This is a genomic window from Nonomuraea sp. NPDC005983, from assembly GCF_040614375.1.
Taxonomy (GTDB): domain Bacteria; phylum Actinomycetota; class Actinomycetes; order Streptosporangiales; family Streptosporangiaceae; genus Nonomuraea.
Genome location: NZ_JBEXUP010000012.1, coordinates 74511 through 96323, shown reverse-complemented (window position 1 = coordinate 96323; position 21813 = coordinate 74511). Strand labels below are relative to the sequence as shown.

Annotated in this window: 23 protein-coding genes; 12 read left to right on the top strand and 11 right to left on the bottom strand. The window is 69.8% G+C overall.

The window, feature by feature from the left end:
- Window positions 1-76 precede the first annotated feature (76 nt).
- Entirely contained in the window at window positions 77-640 is a 564-nt protein-coding gene (locus tag ABZ297_RS08820) for an RNA polymerase sigma factor (protein ID WP_355341653.1), read from the top strand.
- Window positions 637-1500 (top strand): CU044_5270 family protein, encoded by an 864-nt coding sequence (locus ABZ297_RS08815; protein WP_355341650.1) that lies wholly within the window; start codon window positions 637-639, stop codon window positions 1498-1500. Before ABZ297_RS08820 ends, ABZ297_RS08815 begins: the two co-directional genes overlap by 4 nt.
- 128 nt (window positions 1501-1628) lie before the next feature.
- On the opposite strand, the gene ABZ297_RS08810 is transcribed toward ABZ297_RS08815, so the two are convergent.
- Window positions 1629-1985, bottom strand: coding sequence for a hypothetical protein (locus ABZ297_RS08810; RefSeq protein WP_355341647.1), 357 nt, complete (start codon window positions 1983-1985; stop codon window positions 1629-1631).
- 11 nt (window positions 1986-1996) lie between these two features.
- Complete coding sequence (locus ABZ297_RS08805; RefSeq protein ID WP_355341644.1) at window positions 1997-2533, bottom strand: TetR/AcrR family transcriptional regulator; 537 nt, start codon at window positions 2531-2533, stop codon at window positions 1997-1999.
- Window positions 2534-2804: 271 nt separating this feature from the next.
- Here ABZ297_RS08805 and ABZ297_RS08800 point away from each other — a divergent pair, with 271 nt between their 5' ends.
- From ABZ297_RS08800 to ABZ297_RS08780, 5 genes are all read left to right on the top strand, one after another.
- Window positions 2805-3293 carry a MarR family transcriptional regulator gene (locus ABZ297_RS08800; protein WP_355341641.1) on the top strand — a complete coding sequence of 163 codons (489 nt, stop codon included), beginning with the start codon at window positions 2805-2807 and terminating at the stop codon, window positions 3291-3293.
- Between the two features lie 74 nt (window positions 3294-3367).
- The gene (locus tag ABZ297_RS08795) at window positions 3368-4828 is read left to right on the top strand and encodes an MFS transporter (RefSeq protein ID WP_355341639.1); all 1461 of its coding nucleotides are present in this window, start codon (window positions 3368-3370) and stop codon (window positions 4826-4828) included.
- A 31-nt stretch (window positions 4829-4859) separates the two neighbouring features.
- Window positions 4860-5345 (top strand): TIGR03618 family F420-dependent PPOX class oxidoreductase, encoded by a 486-nt coding sequence (locus ABZ297_RS08790; protein ID WP_355341636.1) that lies wholly within the window; start codon window positions 4860-4862, stop codon window positions 5343-5345.
- A 115-nt stretch (window positions 5346-5460) separates the two neighbouring features.
- Window positions 5461-7416 carry a PQQ-binding-like beta-propeller repeat protein gene (locus ABZ297_RS08785; RefSeq protein ID WP_355341633.1) on the top strand — a complete coding sequence of 652 codons (1956 nt, stop codon included), beginning with the start codon at window positions 5461-5463 and terminating at the stop codon, window positions 7414-7416.
- A gap of 107 nt (window positions 7417-7523) precedes the next feature.
- On the top strand, window positions 7524-7667 hold the full coding sequence (locus tag ABZ297_RS08780; RefSeq protein ID WP_355341631.1) for a hypothetical protein: 144 nt from the start codon (window positions 7524-7526) through the stop codon (window positions 7665-7667).
- A gap of 104 nt (window positions 7668-7771) precedes the next feature.
- On the opposite strand, the gene ABZ297_RS08775 is transcribed toward ABZ297_RS08780, so the two are convergent.
- From ABZ297_RS08775 to ABZ297_RS08740, 8 genes are all read right to left on the bottom strand, one after another.
- Window positions 7772-8293: a DUF3995 domain-containing protein gene (locus tag ABZ297_RS08775; protein WP_355341630.1), complete on the bottom strand. Its 522-nt coding sequence runs from the start codon at window positions 8291-8293 to the stop codon at window positions 7772-7774.
- The gene (locus tag ABZ297_RS08770) at window positions 8280-8732 is read right to left on the bottom strand and encodes a hypothetical protein (RefSeq protein WP_355341627.1); all 453 of its coding nucleotides are present in this window, start codon (window positions 8730-8732) and stop codon (window positions 8280-8282) included. The genes ABZ297_RS08775 and ABZ297_RS08770 overlap by 14 nt, the downstream gene beginning before the upstream one ends.
- Before the next feature lie 222 nt (window positions 8733-8954).
- Window positions 8955-9437: a hypothetical protein gene (locus tag ABZ297_RS08765; RefSeq protein ID WP_355341624.1), complete on the bottom strand. Its 483-nt coding sequence runs from the start codon at window positions 9435-9437 to the stop codon at window positions 8955-8957.
- 18 nt (window positions 9438-9455) lie between these two features.
- Entirely contained in the window at window positions 9456-10154 is a 699-nt protein-coding gene (locus ABZ297_RS08760; RefSeq protein ID WP_355341621.1) for a hypothetical protein, read from the bottom strand.
- A 498-nt stretch (window positions 10155-10652) separates the two neighbouring features.
- The gene (locus ABZ297_RS08755) at window positions 10653-12278 is read right to left on the bottom strand and encodes a hypothetical protein (protein ID WP_355341618.1); all 1626 of its coding nucleotides are present in this window, start codon (window positions 12276-12278) and stop codon (window positions 10653-10655) included.
- Window positions 12275-13168 (bottom strand): ABC transporter ATP-binding protein, encoded by an 894-nt coding sequence (locus ABZ297_RS08750; protein ID WP_355341615.1) that lies wholly within the window; start codon window positions 13166-13168, stop codon window positions 12275-12277. The genes ABZ297_RS08755 and ABZ297_RS08750 overlap by 4 nt, the downstream gene beginning before the upstream one ends.
- 215 nt (window positions 13169-13383) lie before the next feature.
- On the bottom strand, window positions 13384-14208 hold the full coding sequence (locus ABZ297_RS08745; RefSeq protein ID WP_355341612.1) for an oxidoreductase: 825 nt from the start codon (window positions 14206-14208) through the stop codon (window positions 13384-13386).
- Between the two features lie 27 nt (window positions 14209-14235).
- Entirely contained in the window at window positions 14236-14439 is a 204-nt protein-coding gene (locus ABZ297_RS08740; protein ID WP_355341609.1) for a hypothetical protein, read from the bottom strand.
- A 221-nt stretch (window positions 14440-14660) separates the two neighbouring features.
- On the opposite strand from ABZ297_RS08740, the gene ABZ297_RS08735 reads away from it, so the two are divergent.
- The 5 genes from ABZ297_RS08735 to ABZ297_RS08715 all read left to right on the top strand — a co-directional run bounded on the left by ABZ297_RS08735 (window position 14661) and on the right by ABZ297_RS08715 (window position 19184).
- Complete coding sequence (locus ABZ297_RS08735) at window positions 14661-15380, top strand: helix-turn-helix domain-containing protein (RefSeq protein WP_355341606.1); 720 nt, start codon at window positions 14661-14663, stop codon at window positions 15378-15380.
- A gap of 327 nt (window positions 15381-15707) precedes the next feature.
- Complete coding sequence (locus ABZ297_RS08730; protein ID WP_355341603.1) at window positions 15708-16106, top strand: nuclear transport factor 2 family protein; 399 nt, start codon at window positions 15708-15710, stop codon at window positions 16104-16106.
- Between the two features lie 156 nt (window positions 16107-16262).
- Window positions 16263-17234, top strand: a complete 972-nt coding sequence (locus ABZ297_RS08725) for an aldo/keto reductase (RefSeq protein ID WP_355341600.1) — start codon at window positions 16263-16265, stop codon at window positions 17232-17234.
- Window positions 17235-17338: 104 nt separating this feature from the next.
- The gene (locus ABZ297_RS08720; protein WP_355341597.1) at window positions 17339-17821 is read left to right on the top strand and encodes a hypothetical protein; all 483 of its coding nucleotides are present in this window, start codon (window positions 17339-17341) and stop codon (window positions 17819-17821) included.
- 163 nt (window positions 17822-17984) lie between these two features.
- Window positions 17985-19184 (top strand): cytochrome P450, encoded by a 1200-nt coding sequence (locus tag ABZ297_RS08715; protein ID WP_355341594.1) that lies wholly within the window; start codon window positions 17985-17987, stop codon window positions 19182-19184.
- A 98-nt stretch (window positions 19185-19282) separates the two neighbouring features.
- Here the strand turns inward: ABZ297_RS08715 and ABZ297_RS08710 are convergent, their stop codons facing one another.
- The gene (locus tag ABZ297_RS08710; protein ID WP_355341591.1) at window positions 19283-21667 is read right to left on the bottom strand and encodes an ExeM/NucH family extracellular endonuclease; all 2385 of its coding nucleotides are present in this window, start codon (window positions 21665-21667) and stop codon (window positions 19283-19285) included.
- Window positions 21668-21813 lie beyond the last annotated feature (146 nt).

The following is a 21813-nucleotide window of genomic DNA, read 5'->3' as shown; positions in this document are numbered from 1 at the left end:
CCGCCGGCTAGCCGGGAAAGGCGCGGCCCGGATCGGCGAAGGAAGAGCAGAAGCCGACCGCAGGAGGGTGACCAGTGTGACGACCGAGACGCGCGGACAGGCGGGTGATCATGAGCTCGTCGCCCGCTTCCGGCTGGACGCGGAGGAGTTCACGACCGTCTACGACCGCTACTTCCGGGAGGTGTACCTGTACGCGGCCGGCCGCCTGGACACCCAGGCGGGGGAGGACATCGCGGCCGAGACCTTCTGCTTGGCCTTCCGCGACCGTGACCGCTTCGACCCGGCCCGCGGCGGGTTGCGGCCGTGGCTGTTCGGCATCGCGACGAACCTGGTGGCCCGCCATCGGCGCAAGGAGGCACGGCACTACCAGGCGCTGGCCCGCGCGGGCACCGAGCCGCCCGCCGACAGCCATGAGGGCCGGGTGGTGGACGCGGTGGCGGCGCTGCACATGCGTCCTCAGCTGGCCAGAGCCCTGGCCGCGCTCAATCGGGGCGAGCGCGACGTGGTGACGCTGGTCAGCCTGGCCGAACTGACCCACCAGGAGGTGGCCGAGGCCCTGGGCGTCTCCTACGGCACTGTCGGCTCCCGCCTGAACCGTGCCCGCAAGAAGATCCACAAGATGATGGGACACCAGCCATGAATGATCTGCACGAGATCCGCACCTTGCTCGCCAAGCCGGACCCATCGCCCGACGTCGTCGCCCGGCGGCGACAGCAACTTCGCACCAGCATGGGACACCGCACCTTCCGGCGGAAGGCCCGGTGGATCCTGCTCCCTGTGGCTGCCGCGGCCGTCGCCGCCGGCCTGGTGATCGTGCCCGGCCGACTCGGAAACGCCCCGCCACCGGTCAAGAGCGCCCGCGACATCCTGCTGGTCGCCGCCACCACCGCGGCACGCACTCCCGAGGGCTCGGGGACCTACTGGCACATCACCGTCACCAAGAACGGCCAGCAGCAAGCGCAGTACTGGTACCGGCGAGACGGCCAGTCCTGGATCAAGGGCGAAGGACTGAAGGGCGAGGGCAAACTCGTCAAGTTCGGCAGGCCCGCGCCGTTCATGATCGGACCGCTGCGGATGACCTTCGAGGAACTGCGGCAGCTGCCCGACGACGGGAACGCCCTGTACACCCGGCTACGGACCGCCGTCGCCGACAGCGACCTGCGCACCAGTGCAGGCCCGTTGAACGACGCCCAAAAGGACGGAGCCACTGTGGAGTCGCTGGTCTCGCTGGTCAGCGAGGCGCCGGTCTCCCCCGAAGTCCGCGCCGCCGCCTATCGGGCACTCGCCGCACGACCGGGAGTCCAGGACCTCGGGGACGCCGACGGCGGACGACGCCTGCAGGTGCCCGTCTCAGACGGCACCGACACGGTGGTCGTCGACCCGGACACCGCGCAGGTCCGCAACACGTCGGCCTGGGTACCGCTCACCGGAGGGATCGTACACACCGACGGCAACGTGACCATCGACACCGAATGGACCGACGACCTAGCCGCCGAATAGCGACCGCCGGGTGATCCAGCGTGGCCTCCTCCCGATGTGCGCGGCCGGACTTCGCCGGGCGCGCCGTCGAGGTGAAGGAACTGCTCGGCGGGAGGCGGCCGTGCTCGACGAAGAGCGGGCGGGCGCGGTCAGGGCCGGGAGATGGCGCCTTCGATGAGTGCGACGGCGGCGCGAGGGTCGTCGACCTGTACGACGAGGCGGGCGTAGCGCTCGTCGGCCAGCTGGATGACGATGGCCTTGGCGGGATTCTGGACGTCCCAGAAGATCCGCTCGCCGTCGAGGTGGAAGGTACCGGCGGTGATCACGCCGGGCAGGTGCGTACCGGGGGCGCGGATGCCCTTGCGTTCGGCGATCACGCCAGGGTCGTTGGTGGCCCCGCGGACGTTGGACAGGGGAATGGTCAGCCGGCTCTTCAGCGCCCAGAGCTTGTCCAGCCCCTCTATCACCACCACCAGCGCGTCGCCGTCGATGTGGACTTGTGCCATGTCGTTCTCCTTCAACAGGGATGGGGGTCGAGTCGCCGGGCCAGGGCGGCGGCCGCATGCTCGCAGTCGCCGGCAGTGGAGGACGCCCTGCCGCGCAACCGGAGTCCGAGCAGCGCCGACGTCAGCGCGCCGGCCAACTCCGGTGACGGGCTGCGGGCGGCGAGGGCTTGATCCAGGGCGCCCAGGGCCGCGGCGACCTCGGCGGCGACCTCCGGGTCCACGGGAGCGCGCTCGACCGCCGCCATCAACAGCAGGTCCAGGCCCGAACCGCCCTCCTGGACGGCCAGTGCCCGGCGTACCGCTTCGGCGACGTCGTCAGCGCCGCCGATCGCGGCGACGAGCGGACGGACCCGGTTCTCCACATGCCAGCGCAACGCGGCCATGTACAGCCCTCGCTTGCTGCCGAACGTCTTGTACAGGCTGTTGCGATGGACGCCGAGGCGGGCGACCAGGTCGTCGATGGAGACACCGTCGTAGGCGTGGTCCGCGAACAGCGCCGCCGCCGCTCGTACCACTTCGATCTCGTCAAACCCTCTGGGTCGGCCCATGTGAGAACCGTAGCGTGTTTAGGAACGACCAGTCAAGAACGATCGTTCCTAAACGGCCGCCGACGCGGTCACATTCCCCACGCCGCGTCATGCCTCTGCATGAGCACGATCCATATCTGCCCGAAAGCGATGATCATGACCATCGCGCTCAGCGCTTCGCCGGCACCGACCGGCGCGCCCTGGAAATAGCCGATCCGTCATCGCACCCCCCTCGGAACCCCGGTGAAGTCTCCTAGCGGATTATCTACAAAGGGACGGTTATGCTGGCGATATGACAGCCATGGCACCCTCCCGCACCCAACCGGACCTGTCGTTCCTGCTCGATCACACCAGCCATGTGCTGCGCACGCGGATGGCGGCGGCGCTGGCGGAGATCGGGCTCACCGCGCGCATGCACTGCGTGCTGGTCCACGCCCTGGAGGAGGAGCGCACCCAGATCCAGCTCGCCGAGATCGGCGACATGGACAAGACCACCATGGTGGTGACGGTCGACGCCCTGGAGAAGGCCGGGCTGGCCGAGCGCCGGCCCTCCAGCACCGACCGGCGGGCCCGCATCATCGCCGTCACCGACGAGGGCGCCGAGGTGGCGCGGCGGAGCCAGGAGATCGTCGACACCGTGCACCGGGAGGCGCTGGAGGCCCTGCCAGAGGAGGAGCGCAAGGTCCTCCTGCGTGCGATGGAACGGCTGGTCAGCGGGCATCTGGCCGTCCCCGCCGACAACCCCCCGGCAGCCCGGCGAGCCCGGCAGCGCACAAACTAGGTCCGCAATGGATCGTCTGTAACAAAACTATCTGTTACGGTTCTTCTGTCGCTCCAACCGACAGGAGAACCACCGTGCCCCTTCCTTCCGCGCTGCGCTCGCGCCGGCTGGCCCTCGCCGTGATCGCCACAGGCCTGCTGATGACCGTCCTGGACGGCAGCATCGTCACCGTCGCCATGCCCGCCATCCAGGCCGACCTCGGCTTCACCTCCGTCGGCCTCACCTGGGTCGTCAACGCCTACCTGATCGCCTTCGGCAGCCTGCTGCTGCTCGCCGGACGCCTCGGCGACCTCATCGGCCGCAAGCGCATGTTCCTGCTCGGCACCGCCGTCTTCACCGGCGCCTCGATCCTCGCCGGCGCCGCCACCACCCCGGCCCTGCTGATCACCGCCCGGTTCCTGCAGGGCGCCGGCAGCGCCATGGCCGCCGCCGTCGGCCTCGGCATCCTGGTGACGCTGTTCACCGAGCCCGCCGAACGCGCCAAGGCGATCGCGGTCTTCAGCTTCACCGGCGCCGCGGGCGCCTCCATCGGCCAGGTCCTCGGCGGCGCCCTCACCGACGCGATCACCTGGCACTGGATCTTCTTCATCAATCTGCCCATCGGCCTGGCCGCGCTCGCGCTCGGAGTCCCGGCGCTGCCCACCGACCGTGGCCTCGGCCTCGCCTCCGGAGCCGACGCCATCGGCGCCCTGCTGGTCACCGCCGGGTTGATGCTCGGCATCTACACCGTCGTCAAGGTCGAGGAGTACGGCTGGACCTCCCCGCACACCCTCGGCCTCGGCGCCTTGGCCGTCGTCCTGCTCGCCGCGTTCCTCGCCCGCCAGGCCACCGCCCCGACCCCGCTCATGCCACTGCGGATCCTGCGCTCCCGCAACGTCTCCGGGGCCAACCTGGTGCAGATCCTGATGGTCGCCGCGCTGTTCTCCTTCCAGATCCTCGTCGCCCTCTACCTGCAGAACGTCCTCGGCTACGGCGCCACAGGCACCGGCCTCGCCATGCTCCCGGCGGCGGTGGTCATCGGTGTGGTGTCGCTGGGCGTCTCGGCCCGGCTGGCCGCCCGCTTCGGCGAGCGCGCCGTCCTGCTGACCGGGCTGGTGCTCCTGGTGGGTGTCCTGGCACTGCTCGCCCGGGTACCGGTGCACGCCGACTACCTCACCGACCTGCTGCCGGTGATGCTGCTCTCCGCAGGCTTCGGGCTCGCCCTGCCCTCGCTGACCACGCTCGGCATGTCAGGAGCCGGTGAGCAGGACGCGGGACTGGCGTCCGGGCTGTTCAACACCACCCAGCAGATCGGCATGGCCGCCGGCGTCGCGGTGCTGTCCACCCTGGCCGCCTCCCGCACCAAGGGCCTGCTGGCGGGCGGCAGCGGCCGGGCCGAAGCGCTGACCGGCGGCTACCACCTGGCCTTCATGGTCGGCGCCGGGCTGCTGGTCGCCGCCTTCGTCGTCGCCTTCACCATGCTGCGCCCGGCCCGGCCCACCTCCGCCGCCGACCGGCTCGAAGAGCCGCAGCCCGAGCCCGCCCACACCGCCTGAAATATCCCTTGCTATCAGGAAAGACCAGATAATGCGCACCAACACGAACAGGCCCGGATCCGGCCCCGCCCCTCGCTCCCTCGGTGAGCAGGAACTGTCGCAGCTGCTCTCCGAGCAGAAGTTCGGAGTGCTGGCCAGCCTGAAGCGCGGCGGCCACGCTCACCTGTCGACCGTCCTGTACAACTGGAGCCCCGGTGAGCGCCTGCTGCGGATCTCCACCACCGCCGGCCGGATCAAGGCCCGGCACCTGCGCGCCAACCCCCGCGCCACCCTGCACGTCAGCGGCCCCAACCCCTGGTCCTACGCGGTCGCCGAAGGGCTGGCCGAGGTGTCCGAGCCGAGCCGCGTCCCCGGCGACGCCGTCGGCCGCCAGTTGCTGGCCCTGACGCCCGGCTTCGACGACCCCGCCGACGAGGCCGCCTTCCTCGAGCAGATGGTCGCCGACCAGCGGGTCGTGCTCACCATCGCCGTCTCACACCTGTACGGGACGACCCTGGACGTCCCGTCTGGCACCTGACCGTCCCTCCGAAATACCGGACGCGACCATAATCCGAACTGAGCGTTGACGGGCAGGCCATAGAAGATTACGGTCGGGACCCAAATAGGCATGAGTGGAGAGTCTGGAGGTGGCCGTGGCTCGATTGCGTCTGCTCGCCCTGGCACCGTTGATCACCTGTCTCATCGCCGGGCCCGCGGCGGCGGCTCCGGTGAACTGCGAGAGCCCCGGCTACGAGCGGTTCGGCCCCGCCTCGGTCACCGGGGCGATCGTCGGCGCCGTCGTACACGAGGGCCACGCCTACGTGGTCACTCGCGGGCTCAAGCCCCCGGTCCTGGCCGAGATCGACCTGACCACGGACAAGGTCGTGCGCACCGCACCCCTCCCGGACGGTCCAGCGGACGGCGAGCCGGAGGGCGGCTGGGCGACGGCGGTGTCCGGCGGCAAGGTCTACGTCGGCACCTACCCGGTCCCCGACCTCTACAGCTTCGACCCGGCGACGGGCAAGGTCGAACGCCTGTACTCCTTCGGCCGTAAGGGCGGCTTCGTCTGGAGTCTCGCCGCGGCCCCGGACGGCAAGCTGTACGCGGGCACCTACCCCGACGGCAAGGTGTGGGAGTACGACCCGGCCACCGGCGCGGCACGGAACTTCGGCGTGCTCGCGCCAGGTGAGCGCTACGTCAGAGCGGTCGCCGCGGACGCCACCACCGTGTACGCGGGGCTGCTCGACAAGGGCAAGCTCATGGCGATCAACCGGGCCGACGGGAAGGTCAGAGAGCTGGCCCAGGGCCCGACGGGCATCGGGGTGGTGGCCGACCACGGTGACCGCGTGCTCGCCGTCAGCGGCTCGACCATCATCGACGTGCGCAAGGACGGCACCGATCTGAAGAAGGTCGAGGCCGTCCAGCTGGACGCGCTCACAGAGGCGGCCGACGGCACGGTCTACGGCACCTCACGTCCCGACGGCGCGGTCTACCGTTACCGCACCGGCGACAGCGGAGTCACCAAGGTGGCGGACCCTCCCTCCGAAGGCGACGAGACCAGGCGGCTCGCGCTCACCGGCGACGGCACGCTGGTCGGCTTCTCGGGCAGCGGCGGCATGTGGCGGCTCGACCTTACGACGGGCGCCGCGCGCTTCTTCGACCTGATCGACATCGGCCTGCCCGCAGGACCGGAGCGTCCGCAGAGCATGCTGCTGGTGCCCAACCGGGCGGTCTACATCGGCGGCCACTTCTCGATGGAGGTCCGTGACCTGCGCACCGGTGAAAAGCGCCGGTTCCGGGTGCCGGGCGAGCCCAAGGACCTGGTGCGGCGCGGCAACAAGATCTACGCGGCCATCTATCCCAGCGGCCAGATCCTCGAGATCGACATCAAGACCGACCAGTTGCGCAGCCTCGGATACCTGGGCCATGGCCAGCAACGTCCGTGGGACATCGAGTACGACCCGGTCACCGACAAGCTCCTGGTCGCCTCCGCCCCGCTCGGCGCCAAGCTCGACGGCGCCCTGTCGATCGTGGACCCCGACACCGGGGAGAAGGACGTCTACGAGGGCGTCATCCCTGACGAGAGCCTGATGAGCCTCAGCCTCGATTCGGCCAACGGCGTCGTCTACCTCGGCGGCGACGTGCTCGGCGGGGGCGGCACCCCGCCGACCAAGACCGCGGCCTCCATAGCCGCGTTCGACCTGAAGACGCGCAAGGTGCTCTGGCAGACCGCCCCGATCCCGGAGTACCGCACCTTCCAGGACATCAAGGTGCACGACGGCCTGCTGTACGCGGTCTACAAGCGCAACTCCGGCACCTGGATCGCGCTCGACCTGGCCACCAGGACCATCAAGCACCAGGGCACCCTCTCCGGGTACGGCGAGCTGACCGTCCACCGGGGTCGAGTCTTCGCCCAGACGTTCTTCGGCGGCGGCAACGCCTACGAGCTGGGCAGCGAGGCCAAGCAGCTGGCCACGGGGCTGGGCGATGAGTGGTACACCAACCCGCAGCTGCACTTCGAGCCCGGCTCGTTCAACGCCTGGACCCTCGTCGGACGTGATCTGGCCAAGGTGCGGCTCGACCCGGGATGCCCCGTGGTGACGCCGTAACACGCCGGATGATCAGCGCCCCGCACCCGGGCGGACGGCGGGCCTGCCCGTCGCCGACCGGGTGGAGGGCTCGTTGAGCTGAGCGTTGAGGAGGGGAGAAGCCGTCGGTGCCTCTCCCCTCCGCGCTATTCGACGTTGCCGAGGACGTGAAGTGCGCCTTCGGCCAGGACCCTGGCGCGGCCAGGCAGGCCAGCACGAATCTCACCGCGGGCGGCTCGGTCTCCCAGCGAGACTGCCAGACCAGGACCTGAGCGCACCCAGTAGGTGATCGCTCGTGCCCTGCTGGCCCCGCAGTTGGCCAGCCGTGCGCGCCGCCGGCTCCAGGGAGCTCCCCAGGCTCCCGACGGCGACCACATCAGGCGGGGGCTGCGGGATGGCCGCGCCTGGCCAGCCGTCGGCCCGCCGTCGTCCAGCAGACACCCCAGAGCAGGAAGAACGGCGACCACAGCAGCAGATCCCAGCGGGCGAGGTCGAGAACGAGCCCCGCCTGCCCGACCGGTATCGGGCGGACCCCGGTCAGCACCAGCGTGTCGCCGACGAAGCCGAACCCCAGCACCCCAACAGCCCGGGCGATCATGAAAATCCCCAGCGTCCAGGTGATCGCGAGCAGCAGCCGGCGCGGGACGGCCGCACCCCAGGGCCGCACGGTGGCCAGCGCGACGATGACACCGACCACCGCGGCGCCGGCCAGCACCCAGTGGCTCGTCACGAACAGCGGATCACGTGCGAGCAGCCGTTCGCGCAGCGGCGAGGGCAGCGGGTCCTTGTCGACCAGCGCATTGGCCCCCAGCGCCTGCGCGAACTTCATCGATCCGTAGGCCACGGCGCACACCACCGCCCCGTACACGCCCAGCCGCGCCCGATCAGCGCGCGACACGTCTCGTCACCACCGCATAGGACCGGACCATCTCCAGGAACAGCCCGATGACGACCATCCCGAGAACCGCGTGGTACCACCGCCAACCGACACCGATGCCGACGAACCCATCGACGATCATGATGCCCGCGCCGCCGCCGACGGCCAGCAGCATCCCGACCAGCACGAGCAGCGTCAACGTTCTCGGCACCCTGCGCCCCACCGCCGTGACCGTGGCGACAGCGACGCACGCACCCAACACGCCGGACGCGGTCGCGAACCACTGCGCCGTGGCCGCGTCCAGGAAGTAACCTTCGGTCTCGGCGGCCGACACGGGCGGGCCGCCCGGGAACCCGAGCCGGGCCTGCAGGGCGAAGGCGGCCTTCCCCACGGCGTACCCGAGGAACAGCACCGCCATCGCGTACGCCGGCCAGCGCCGTGGGCGAGCAAAGTCAACCATGGCTGCGACGGTAACCACCGCACACCGAGCACCACTTCCCGAAAGAGAGTGAGGCGCCTCCCCTGAAAGAGGGAGCACCCGCAGGGTTCAGCGGACCCGCGCGAGGCGGCAGGACGCGCCGTCGGGCCACACCAGCCAGTCACCGGCCGGGGGGACGAGACCCCGCCGAACAACTGTCCGCTGCGCGGATCGTGGACCACGGACCGGCAGCCCGGCGCCTGATCATCCCGAAGCCGGAGCGTCCCCCGCCGCAGGCACTGGTGGTTGCGACATCGCGACGCGTATCTCCTTAGCTCCAGGCCCGCCGTACCGCTTGATCGCCACAGTGCCCTTGGGGAGGGGGAACCTCTTCAGTACGGCCTCGACGCCGGTGAACATGCGATCGGCGCTCGGTCCGTACATGTAGAGGGTGACTCCACCCGTCTGGAGATCCACGTCGTTCCCATCGAACTCCCCCGTTCCCGTACGTGCGAGAACTCGATCGAGCTCATCTTCGATTTCGCCCAGCGCGTCGAAGTCGGCTCCCGCCTCCGGCGCCGGTATCTCGATCAGGATCGCGTGCTCGTCGCTCGCTTCGGTAGCCGATGAAGCGGGAGATGCACCAGGACTGTCAGGCGCTTCGTCGTGCTGGCAACCGCTGAGGCCCAACGGCAGGATGAGAGAGAGAAACCCGACAAGAGATAAGCGACTACGGCGACGAGACATGCCACGAGGCTACGCGCGCTATGGGCGCAGCCTCGCCGCGGTGAGCAGGGCCATCAGCAGGTAGACCGCCGCGACGGCGAACGCCGAGGCCACGGCCACAATCATGGGCGAGAAGAAGAAGGCCCCTACCGCGCAGGCGACGCCCAGGAGCATCATGAGGAGCCCTCCGGCGCGCTGGGACCGCTGCCAGGCGAGCATCAGGTGTCCGGCCGCGCCGGCGGGGATCCGCGACGGGCTGATCTTGGGCAGCAGGTTGCCGACCGCGATCAGTAGCACGCCCAAGGCGACCGCGACAGCCTTCTCCAAGGGGACGTCGTAACCGGCCGTCCTGAGAAGGATGCCTGCCTGGAGCACGACGAACAGCAGGGGGAGCATGACGAACAGGACGTTCATCGACCTCGCCCGCGACCTCGGAGAAGCCACCAGGATCTGGTGGCGCAGTCGCCCCGAGATGACTCTCTCACCCGCCACCACCGCCCCGATGATGATCAGGGTCACGGGCAGCGCGGCCGCCACGACGAACCGTGGCATTCCGAGGCCCGGACGGGTCGCGGTCGCCTTCCGAGTCGTCACGATCTCCGGCAACGAGTCCCAGACCGCCCAGGCGATGGCGATCATGACGATGGTGCACAGAACGGAGACGACGATGCCCGCCCAGGGTGGGCGAACGACCGAGACGTCGGCCGGCTCCTGACGGTTCTCATCCGCCTTGCTCACCTAACCTCCTCCACCATCACGCGTCCGGCCGGGACAGGAAGGGCTCGGCGGAGCCGTGGTACTTCGGCGCCCCGACCGGCGTACAACTGGTCGTGCTCCTTAAGAACGCGCAGCACCTCACCAGCTCTGACCTGCGCCAACGCCTCGAAGGCGGGAGTCCGCAGACTCCGTTTCGCGGTATCGAGCGAGCCCTCTGGTAGCTGCTGCTCCGACCATAGATTCGGACGGCCGAGGCGAGATACCCCCGTCCGACACATACGAGTCATGTCCCGTCGGCCCCGCCACCATGACGAAAGTCATGCAGGTGTCAGCGCGGGTCGGTGCGCCGGCGGTTCGGGCCGGATACGAACTCGGTGGTGGCGTCCAGGAAGTCGTGGGGGGAGCCGAGTTCGATCGAGCTCACCTCGTCGAGACGCCGTACCGCCGAGTCGGGCGGTTCGATGTCGACGGCGGCGAGAGGTCGGTGATCTGCGAGCGGAGCAGCCGCGGGTTACCGGCCTAGCCTGAGGCGAGATCGCGGCGGCGCCAGCCGTACAGGCCGAGGGCCGTCAGCGCCGCCGCCAGCGCGGTCAGCACCACCGTGGCCACCGGGGCGAAGGCCCCCAGCGGGTGCCAGGGAAGGTGTGACAGCACCGAGGTGTTCACCAGCCACCCCGGCAGGTTCATGTACGACCCCAGGACCTGCATGAACCCGCTGTACACGAGCACGGCCCAGGCCGCGTTCATGGCCTGCGGGGCCAGCCCGAGCAGCGCGGCGGGGATGGCGAGCAGCACCAGCACCTCCGGGGCGCGGATCAGGCTCGCCCAGGTGACCTCTCCCACGAGGCCGAGTTCGCCGGTGGAAAGGGCGGCGCCGACGCCGAGCGCGGCGCCGTACACCACCGGCAGTACGACCACGGCGAGCGCGGTGACCAGCACGGACGACCAGTACCACGTCGATCTGCCGGTCGGCCCGGCCAGCACGGGGCCGATCCGGCCGCGTACCTCCTCCGCCCGGAGCCGGATGACCGACAGGACCGCGAAGACGCCGGTGTAGAGGGACCCGGTGAACACCATGAGGCTGATCCAGGCTCGCCCGAAGTCCGCACCGGCGGAGAAGATGGGGAGATCGGTGTTCTCCATTCCCCCGGTCATTGCGCCCAGGACGAGGCCGATGGCGAGGAACGCGGCTCCCCACCCGGCGATGGCCGCCTGCTGGAGCCTCAGCGCCAGCGTGAACGGCGAGCGCAGCCAGGAAGGCGCCGAGGCGCGGCCGGGGCGCGGGGCCACCAAGGAGGCGCCGAGATCCCGGCGGCTCGCCAGAGAGTAGGCGCCCGCGATCAGCAGCCCGGCGAGCAGAACGGAGAGACCGAGCGGCCACCAGCGCTCGCCGGCCAGCACCCGGGTCTGCTGTGACCAGCCGATCGGGGACAGCCAGAACAGCGGACCGCCCTCCTGGCTCTGCATCGCTCCCGCGCCGCGCAGCAGCCACGCCATGAAGAGCACGATGCCCGCGAGCCCGTTGGCGCCTCTGGGGTGCTCGGTGACCTGGGCGGTGACCGCGGTGACACCGGCGAACAGCAGCCCGACCGCGGCGAGGGAGGCACCGAACAGCACTGCGCTGCCGGCGGGGAACCCGATGCTGATCGCCGCGGCGGCGGTGAGGATCGCGAGCGCGGCATTGCTGATCACGGCGACGATCAGCGCCCCGGTGAGCTGGGCGTGCCGGCCCACGACGGCCGCCCGGATGAGTTCGGCCCGGCCTGTCTGCTCTTCCGCCCGGGTGTGCCGGGTCATGAGCATCATGTTCATGATCGCGGCGGCCAGCAGGAACTCGACCCAGTAGGCGGCGAGGAAGTAGCTCTGCGTGGTGACCTCGCCGAAGAGGGGCCCGCCGAGCACTCTCATGAAGGAGACGCGGATCATCTGCGAGGCTTCGGCCAGGGCCTCAGGCGTTGGGACGACCGCGTTCACGGCGGCGTAGTAGAAGCGTGGGACGAGGGCCGTGATGGCGACCAGCCAGAGGGTGAGCTTGATCCGGTCGCGGCGCAGCGCCAGCCGTACCATGGCGCCGGTGCCGGTCAGGTGGCTGCTCGCCGACCTCGATCGGGTACGGCTGCGCACCGGGGAGACCGTGGCAGTCATGCCGCTTCCTTGTGCGCGTAGTGCCGGAGCATGAGTTCCTCGAGCGTCGGCGGGTGGCTGACCAGCGAGTCGATGCCGAACGTGGTGAGGTGCCGGATGGCGGCGTCGAGGTGTTCGGCGTCCACGCTGAACCGCACGCTTCCGCCCTCGACCTTCGCGTTGTGGACGCCGGGCACCTGGTTAAGGCCGGTGACCGGGGTGGCGGTGTCGGCGGCGACCGTCGTCCGGGTGAGGTGCCGCATCTGCGCCAGCGTCCCCGACTCGACGACCTTTCCGTCCCGGATGATGGTGATCCGGTCGGCGAGGGTTTCGACCTGGGCGAGGATGTGGCTGGAGAGCAGGATGGTGCGTCCGGCGGCTTTGGCTTCGGCGACGACCTGCTGGAACACCGCCTCCATCAGCGGGTCCAGCCCGCTCGTGGGCTCGTCCAGGATCAGCAGCTCCACGTCGGTGGCGAGGGCGGCGACGAGGGCGACCTTCTGACGGTTGCCCTTGGAGTAGGTCCGCGTCTTCTTCTTCGGATCGAGCTCGAACCGCTCGATCAACTCCTTCCTGCGCCTGTTGTCGACCCCGCCGCGCAGTCGGCCGAGCACGTCGAGGGCCTCGCCTCCGGTGAGGTTGGGCCACAGCTCCACATCGCCTGGTACGTACGCCAGCCGCCGGTGCAACGCGACGGCGTCGGCCCAGGGGTCTGCGCCCAGCAGTCGGGCACTGCCGGAGGTGGCCTGTATCAGGCCCAGCAGGATGCGGATGGTGGTGCTCTTCCCGGCCCCGTTCGGGCCGAGGAAGCCGTGCACCTCTCCGGTGTCCACGGTGAGGTCGAGACCGTCGAGGGCGCGTGTCGGCCCGTAGGCCTTGACGAGCCCGGAGACGGCGATGGCAGGGTTCATGGGTTTCTCCGATTGCGGGTCTCGTTGAGCGCGGCGAGGAGGTGACCCTCGATCTCCTCGACGGCGAAGGTGTCGGCGCATGTCAGGACATCGACGGCGACCGCGCCGGCGCGGGTCCGGTAGTCGAGCCCCAGGTCGGCGTCGCGGGAGCCTGCGCTGCTGCCGTGGGCCGGCCACCCCTGGTGCGGTTCGCGTCGGGAGCCGCGCAGGGCGAATCATCTGCGCGAGCCGGTCACCAGTGCGTCGAACTCGCGGTCTGAGAGGGTCCTGTTGAGGCGCAGGAGGGCTTCGCCCTGCCAGCCCATGACGTAGCGGGTTTCCGGCTGGTCCGACTCGATGGCCTGCCGGATCGCCGTCGCGACCACGTCGGGGTCTGAGGCTTGGTTGTCCTGGCCCGGCCCCGGCTCGGCCGCGCGTGCCATGGCCTCGACCATCTGCCGGTAGGCGCCGTTTCCGGAGATCTCCCGTAGTTGCCGCGCGGTTCCGGCCTCGAAGTCGGTCCTGATGATGCCGGGCTGGATGACGACGACGTCGATGCCGAACGGCTCGACCTCCATGCGGAGCGTGTCGGAGAAGGCTTCCAGAGCGTGCTTGGAGGCGTAGTACCAGGCGCCCAACGGCAGGGCGATCTCGCCGCCGATCGAGGACACGTTGACGATCGTGCCCGAGCCCTGCGCGCGCATCTGCGGCAGGACGAGCTGGGTCAGCCGGGCCGGCGCGAACACGTTGACCTCGAACTCGTCTCGCGCCATCGCCAGCGGCGTGTCCTCGACCGCGCCGTGGACGACGGCTCCCGCGTTGTTCACCAGGACGTCGATCCGCTGGTGCGCGTCCAGGACGGCACGGACGACCCGCTGGAGATCTTCTTCCTTGGTCACGTCCATCGGCAGGGCGTGACCTCCCGCTTCGCGGATCGCCTCCATCATGTGCACCCGCCGCGCCGCGCCGTACACGACGTGGCCGCCGCGCAGGAGCTCGAGTGCGGTGGCGTGGCCGATGCCGGATGAGGCGCCGGTTACGAGGCATATCTTGGCAGCCATGCCAGGGGTCTCCTTTGGATTCGTCGCTTATGCGCCCCAGGCGACCGGGAGCTGGTGGACGCCGTAGTCGGCCATGTCGGTGCGCAGCGCCAGATCCTCTGGCGGGACGGCCAGACGCAGGGTCGGAAACCGGTTGACCAGGGCGGGGGGCGCGAGTCCGGCAGGAGGGTCGAAGGGGCGCTCCGTGCTGCGCTCGGCCGGCAGCGCGGGCGCGGGATGTGACTGGGTCATGTCGGTTCTCTCCGCGTGTACGGCCATCGTTCACGCATGAGGAAACGCTACGGATGCGTTTGAGAATTCGGCAAGTCGCGAACGTCGTTATCGCAGGCCAGCGCGGAGTAATTGGCGCAACGACGGTGTCGGCAAATGCAACAGACCCCTGCTGCGTGTCGCATTCACGCACACCTGGACGCATACTTGTGCGTGCGTAAAAGCAAGGGCCGGGAGGACGCATGCCGGGTGGCCACCTGACGTACGAGGACCGCCGCAAGATCGCCGAAGGGCTGGCGGAGGGGCTCACCTATGCGGAGATCGCCCGTCGCCTGGGGCGGCCGAGATCGACCATCGGCCGCGAGATCGCACGCAACGGCGGCCCGCACGGCTATCGCGCGGTCCGGGCGCAACAGGCGACCGGCTGGCGCGCCCGCCGGCGGCCGCATCCCCCTTCGAGCTCGCCGGCCATCGCGGATGCCAACGGGCGTGACCCCCGGGCGGTACAGGAGCTCGAGGAGAGACTCACTGCGAGGTTCGGGGGGATACCGACGATGGCGGCCAGGGTGATGGCCGCCCTGTTCACCAGCGATACAGGCAACATGACCGTCGCCGACCTGACCGAGCGGCTGCGGGTCAGCCCCGCGTCGATCTCCAAGGGCGTCAAATGGCTCGAGCAAGTGGGGCTCGTCAAACGCGAGCGTGACAATCGGCGTGAGCGGTACAGCATCGACGCTGACGTCTGGTATCGGGCGTGGTTGGTGGGCATGCGGTCGATGACGCTGTGGGCCGATACCGTCCGGGAAGGCGTCGACGTCCTCGGCGCCCACACCCCGGCCGGCATCCGGCTCCAGACCGCGAGCCGGTTCTTCGACCTCATCAGCACCGACATGGCTCAGGCGGCCGAACACTACCGGCAGACCTTCTCCGACGCCGGGGACGTTTCGCCCCGACTGAAGTAGCGGCGACATTTCGGGGCCGGCTCGCCTGCCGCAACTGCGGGGCGCGGCACGCGCCTCCGGTCAGAGGGTCGCCGTGAAGTGCCGGGCTCCGTCAGGGACGGCGGCGGTCTCGCTGTGGACGAGGAGGGACCGGGCGCGACCAGCGCGAGGGAGCGGACCCGGGAGTCGGCGGCGAGAAAGCGGCAGCCGGGGACGTCGGGTTCGGCGATGACCTTGGCGAGGCCGTCGAAGACGGCCGACAGGCGGTCGGTTGTCATCGCTTGACGGTAGAACGACCGGTCGATATACATATCCAGACCGAACGTTCTATCTCTCGAAGGAACTCTCATGGCGCTCCCTACGACGACCGACGTCATCACCCGTTTCAACCAGGCCTTCGTCGACCACGACCCCGCCGCGTTCACCGGCCTGATCGGCGATGACTGCGTGATGGAGGCGGTCCAGCCGGCCCCCGACGGCGCCCGCTACGAAGGCCGCGAGGCCTGCCTGGCGTTCTGGCAGGCAATCGCCGAAGACCGCACCACCCAGTTCGAGCCCGAAGACGTGCAGGTCGCCGGCGAGCGGGCGACGATCCGCTGGCGCTACCGCTTCGGCGACGGCCCCGCCGACTCCGTACGCGGGGTCAACCTCATGCACGTCCGCGACGGCCTGATCGTCGAGGCCCTGGGCTACAGCAAGACCGCGGGCGAGGTCCCGCTGGCCGCCGAGACCGGCCTCGACGGCTGAGCGCACCGGAGCGGGCGAGATCGTCGCGGTCGGCCCCGCCAAGCGCTGAAACCTGCCCGCGCGTCAGCCCAAAGAGCTCATCCCGATCACGGCGCCGGTACCACGGGAAGCATGTGGTGGACGGACGGTATCGACTGAGAAAGCAGAGGCGCCGAGATGGGTGACGAGCTGGTTGTGCGGCCGATGGGCCGGACCGGGTTGCCGGTGACGCCGGTGGGGGTCGGGCTGGCCGCGCTGGGCCGACCGGCGTACATCACACTCGGCCGGGAGGAGGATCTCGGCGAGGATCGCAGCGTCGCCGCGATGCGGGCGCGGACCTGGGCGGTGCTGGATGCGGCGATGGCGGCCGGCGTACGGTACTTCGACGTGGCCCGCTCCTACGGCAGAGCCGAGGAGTTCCTCGCCGGCTGGCTGCGTGCGCGCGCCATCGCACCCGGGTCGGTGACCGTGGGGTCGAAGTGGGGGTACGCCTACGTCGGCGGCTGGCGGATGGGCGCCGACCGGTACGAGGAGAAGGAGCTGTCCGCCGACCGGCTGCGACAACAGCTGGACCAAAGCCGAGCGCTGCTGGGCGAGCACCTGTCGCTCTACCAGATCCACTCGGCCACCGTCGAAAGCGGCGTGCTCGACGACGAGGACGTCCTCGCCGAACTGCGCGAGTTGCACGCCGGGGGCGTCTCGGTGGGACTGTCCACCACCGGCCCGCGCCAGGCGGACACCATCGACCGGGCGATCGAGATCGGCCTGTTCGACACGGTCCAGGCCACCTGGAACCTGCTGGAGCGCTCCGCCGGCCCCGCTCTGGCCCGGGCGCACCGGTCCGGCCTGGGCGTGATCGTCAAGGAGGGCGTGGCGAACGGCCGCCTGACCTCCCACGCCGCCCCTCCTGCGCTCGCCCGTGCCGCGCGAGAACGTGGCGTCGCGCCGGACGCCCTGGCCTTGGCCGCCGTCCTCGCCCGACCGTGGGCCGGTGTGGTGCTCAGCGGGGCCGCCTCGGTGGATCAGTTCCGCAGCAACCTGACCGCGACCCGCGTCGGCTGGGACACGGAACTGGACGAGCGCCTGGCCGTGCTGACCGAGAACCCCCAGACCTACTGGACGACACGAGCCTCGCTGAAGTGGCAGTGACCACTCCGCTGCCGCTCGTCCCCTTCCCGGCCATTGCTCAACGGAGGAGGCTGACGTACCGTACGTAAAGTATGTACTTCACGATGCTGCTGGAGTTCACATAGATGGATGCCCGGGAGAGCGAGTTCGTCGACCGCATGGGCCTCATCATGGAGCGCTTCGGCGGGACGCGGACGATGGGCCGTCTCTACGCGTGGCTGATGATCTGTGACCCGCCGCACCAGTCGCTCACCGCTCTGGCCGCCGAGCTCGGCGTGAGCAAGACCGCGATCAGCACGGTCGCCAGGCAGCTGGAGGCCGGCGGGATGATCGAGCGCGTCCCCACGTCCAAGCGCGAGCACCGTTATCAGGTGGTTCAAGGGGGCTGGGCGCACGTCCTGCGGGTCCAGCTGACCTTCATGCGGCCGGCGATCGAGGTGCTGGACTTCGGGCTGTCCGTCCTCGGCGGCGAGCGCTCCGAGCAACGGGCGCGGCTGGAGGAGACCAAGGAGTTCTTCGCCTTCACCGAGCGCGACGCGGACGAGGCACTTCAGCGCTGGGAGGAGTACCGCAAGAGCCTGAGAGACGAGAACCGGAGCTCCGGATGAAATCCCTCAGGCCCCCGGTACGGCGCCACCGCGTCCGCTACCGGGTTACACGCCGTGCCAGTACCGAGGAACCTGGGCCGGGAACACCGGCTCACGTTCTGCGTGCACGGTGGTCCGCACGGCGACCGATCCGCTCAAGGAACCTACGACCAAGGGAGAGGCGATGTCCGACATCGTCGAGCGGTACAACATCCCCGAACAGCACTTCTGGCTGCACGGGCCGCGATCGGGCCGGCCGGTCGAGTACGACGCCGGCACCGGACTGTGGAACGTCTACGGTTACCCCGAACTGCAGGAGGTCCTCGGCGACCCCGCGACGTTCTCCTCCGACACCATGCGCGTCGTCCCCAAGGACCTGATGCCTGACAGCGAGGAGTTCTCGCTGGCGGGCTTCATCACGCAGATCGACCCGCCGGAGCACGGCAAGCTGCGCAAGCTGGTCAGCAGCGCCTTCACCCGCAAGGTCGTCGCGGACCTCGAGCCGAGGATCGCCGTCGTCACCCACGAACTGCTCGACGCCGCGCAAGATCGCGGCCGGTTGGAGCTCGTGACTGATCTGGCCTATCCGCTTCCGGTCATCGTCATCGCCGAGCTGCTGGGTGTGCCCAGCAGCGATCGCGCGCTGTTCAAGCAGTGGGCCGACGCGCTGTTCCAGCGTGACACCAAGGTCTCACTCACCGAGCCCGCCGAACAGCAGAAGCTGGACGTAGAGGCCACGATGAGACCGTGGCGGGAGATGTCCGCCTATCTCGCCGGCCACGCCGCGGAACGCCGGCGACAGCCGCGCGCCGACCTGCTCACCAAGCTGGTCGAGGCCGAGGTCGACGGCGAACGCCTGCCCGACGACCAGGTGGTCAACTTCGCGATCGTCCTCCTGCTCGCCGGGCACGTCACCACGACGATGCTGCTCGGCAGCACGGTGCTGTGCCTGGACGCCTTCCCCGAGCAGCAGGACAAGGTACGGGCCGACCGCGCCTCGCTCCCGGCCGTCATCGAGGAGTCCCTCCGCTTCCTCACCCCGTTCGCCATGCTCGGCCGCTCCACCACCCGCGAGGTCGAACTCGGCGGCGTGACGATACCGGCCGACCAACTCGTCATGATCTGGCTCGGAGCGGCCAACAGAGATCCCCGGCAGTTCCCCGACCCCGACGTCTTCGATCCCGCCCGCGACCCCAACCCGCACCTCAGCTTCGGCCGCGGCATCCACTTCTGCCTGGGCGCCCCCTTGGCCCGACTGGAAGGGCGGGTCGCGCTGAACATCCTGCTCGACCGGTTCAACCCCCTGCGCACCGATCCGGACGACCCTGTGGACTTCATGCCCACACCGGCCATGACAGGAGTGCGCCGCCTCCCGCTGATCTGAGGTCCGACACGCCCCAGCAGGGACCGCAGTGGGTGAGCACCAGCCCCGTACGGCGTGGGCCGCGGCGGGAGGTTCTCCGCCGCGGCCCACCCGTGCTTTCAGAGCTTCAGACCCACCAGCAGCGGGTCGTGGTCGGAGGAGCGGAAGGGGTCGGGCTGGTAGAGGTAGGGCGGGTTGAACTCGGTGTTGTAGTCCATGAACCGGCCCTCGTCAGCGTTGACGTGCCAGATCGTGGCGCCGGTCACCAGCTTGCCCGCGCTCCTGTCGGTCAGCACGTGGTCGAGCTCACCGGACAGGCCGCCGAAGACGTAGCTGTAGCGGTCGGCCTTCTTGACGTACTTCTTGCTCAGGCTGGTCAGGCCGGCGTCCTCGAAGGTGTGGATCGGGTCCTCCTCGCCGTAGGCGTTGATGTCGCCGAGGACGAGCGCGTTCGTCAACTTGAGGCTGTCGATCAGGGCCAGCACGGCCTTGGCCTGCTTGACGCGCTTGGCGTTGTAGCAGCTCTGCCCGTCGCCCTGGTCGGCGTCGGCGCCGGAGGCCGTCCCGTCGCTGTCGCTGCAGCCCTTGGACTTGAAGTGGTTCACCAGCACCGTGAAGGTCTCGCCGGCCCCCTCGGCCTTGCCGAAGGTCTGCACCAGCGGCGGCCGGTTGAAGATCGGGTCGGACGACGACCGTGCCGGACCGATCGGGGTGACCTTGGCCGGCTGGTAGATCAGCGCGGTCTGGATGAGGTCGGTGCCCGGGTTGGGGTGCGTGATCGCCTTGTACGTGCCGGCGCCGGCCTTGGCGTTGAGCGCGTCGACCAGGCTGTTGAGCGCCACGTCGTTGTTGCGCTCGACCTCCATCAGCCCGGCCACGGCGGGGTCGAGCGTCGTGATGTTCGCGACCAGCTTGGCGAGCTGGCGGTCCCGCTCCACGACGGTGGTGGCGCCGCGGGACTTGAGCGTGGTGAACCAGTTGAGGGTGTTGAGGCTGGCCACCCGGACGTCGCCGCCGACCTTCGCGGGCTGGGCGGGGCGCGGGTTCTCGGCCTTGAAGGCCACCTGCTCGGTCGGCTGGACGCGGTAGCCGCCGAAGCCGTAGGTGAGGACGCCGGTCAGGTCCTTCACCTCGTCGCCGATCCGGACGGTGTCCGACCCCCCGGTGTGGTACGGCAGGGTGGGCGGGTTCTGCACGTTGGAGCCGTCATCGAGCAGGATCGTGCGCCGCGCGTCCTTCTCGGTGTCCACGCCCTTGCGGTCGGTCGGCTGCCACAGCCGGGTGCCCTTGGAGAGAGTGATCTCGCCGTACCGGCCCAGGTTGTAGATCTCGGAGACGGCGAGGTCGCCGTCGAAGGTGACGAGCATGCCCTCGTAGCGCTCCAAGGAGACGCCCTTCTCGAGGGGCAACTTCACCTCGGTCGGCTTGATCGCGCCGGTGCCGCAGACGTTCACCGCGGTGGACGGCGAGATCTCGGTGAGGCCGTTGTACTCGATCGCCTTGCCGGAGACGAGCACCCGGTCACCGGTCTTGACCGGCGAGGAGGAGAACACGAACAGGCCCTCGGAGGTCGCCGGGTCGGCGTCGGGGGTGGGTGCCTGCATGTAGAAGCCGCCGAACTGGCCGGAGCCCTGGAAAGAGCCGGTGACGACGCCCTCGACCCGGACGGCCTGGCCCTCGACCGGGCTGGCCTCGCCGCTGCCCTGCACCTGGGAGATCCGGTGCGTGGGCGCGGTGTCGCAGTTCTCGGTGGGCGTGACGGTCGGGGTGGGGCTTGGTGTCGGCGTCCCGGACGGAGTGGGCGTCGGGCTCCCCGTCGGGGAGGGGGACGGGTCACCGCCGCCGCAGGGGGCCGGGGCGGTGGCGCTGTTGCGCGGCGCCGGGGCCGCGGTCTCGAAGTCCGCGCCGTTGTCGTCGGTGTCGGCGCACCCGCCGCTCTTGCGGAACGCGCCGGTGGCGTTGGTGAGCGCGGGGGCAGGGGAGCCCTCGAAGTAGTTCGCGCTGCCGTACCCGACCAGGTCGGCGAGCAGCGCGACCTGGGCGTCGGAGCAGGGGGCGGAGGAGCCGTTGCAGGCCAGGCCGTCGGAGGAGTGGACCAGCGCCACCTTGCCCGCGGTGCCGCTCAGGTTGATGGAGCCGACACTGTCGGGCTTGGGCAGCGCGCCGCTGGGGGTGCTGCCGGCGGCGAGCTGCACGAGGTGGTACTGGCCGGGGGCGAGGGTGCCGGAGAGGTCGGCCTTGTTGGAGGCGAAATTCCCGGTGCCGCCGGCGCTGGTGTACTGCACGGACCAGCCATCCAGCGACACGGGGGCGCCGCTGCGGTTGAACAGTTCGACGTAGTCGTTGGTGAGGGGGGCGCCGGAGTTGCCACCCCCGCCGTAGACCTGGCTGATGACCACGGTTCCGGGGGCCGCGGCCGCGGAGGGTGAGGACAGGACAGCGATCGAGCCGGCGACGACGCCGGCCGCAACGAGGATCGCCAGAGCCCGGGACTTAACACGCATGCCGCGGAGCGTAAAACGACAAGCCGCAAAAAACCCCATATAGGGCATGGACAGGTCATGAAACTTCAAACATTGACACTTCGTGTCCATCCAAGGTCGTGGATCTGTCGTCATCAGACGATGCGGACCTGCCGGAGTGACCGTCG